Origin of the sequence: Streptomyces sp. sk2.1, from assembly GCF_008120935.1 — a bacterium.
Taxonomy (GTDB): domain Bacteria; phylum Actinomycetota; class Actinomycetes; order Streptomycetales; family Streptomycetaceae; genus Streptomyces.
This window is the reverse complement of sequence record NZ_RDBO01000165.1, coordinates 1-679: the sequence shown is the minus strand read 5'-3', so window position 1 is coordinate 679 and position 679 is coordinate 1. Positions and strand designations below refer to the sequence as shown.

At 72.0% G+C, this 679-nt stretch carries 1 pseudogene; it reads right to left on the bottom strand.

Annotated elements, in window-relative coordinates:
- A pseudogene (locus tag EAO76_RS47075) lies at positions 1-600 on the bottom strand (hypothetical protein); the annotation flags it as partial.
- Between the last annotated feature and the right edge of the window lie 79 nt (positions 601-679).

Genomic DNA, 679 nt, shown 5'->3' with positions numbered 1-679 from the left:
GTTGGCGGCGTGGATGGTCTGTACGGGGCCGTTGCGTTCGCGGGCGAGGAGGAGGGCGAGTTGGTTGGCCTCGGTGCCGCCGGTGGTGATGAGGGCGTCGGGTGTGGGTCGGTGGGGGTAGATCTCGGCGGCGAGGGCGCCGGTGACGTCGGCTTCGAGGGCGGAGGCGGCGGGTGCCTGGTCCCAGGAGTCCATGGAGGGGTTGAGGGCGCTGGCGGCGAGTCCGGCGAGGGTGGCGCCGAGGGCGAAGGCGATCAGCTTGAGGCGGAAGGCGTTGATGCCCATGGCGGTGGCCGCGGTCTCGTCCTCGCGGATGGCGACCCAGGCCCGGCCGATGCGGGATTCCCCGGAGCGGCGGAAGACGAGGACGACGACGGCGGTGAACAGGAGCATCAGCAGGTAGTAGTTGGCGGCGTGGATGGTCTGTACGGGGCCGTTGCGTTCGCGGGCGAGGAGGAGGGCGAGTTGGTTGGCCTCGGTGCCGCCGGTGGTGATGAGGGCGTCGGGTGTGGGTCGGTGGGGGTAGATCTCGGCGGCGAGGGCGCCGGTGACGTCGGCTTCGAGGGCGGAGGCGGCGGGTGCCTGGTCCCAGGAGTCCATGGAGGGGTTGAGGGCGCTGGCGGCGAGTGGTCCCAGGAGTCCATGGAGGGGTTGAGGGCGCTGGCGGCGAGTCCGGCGA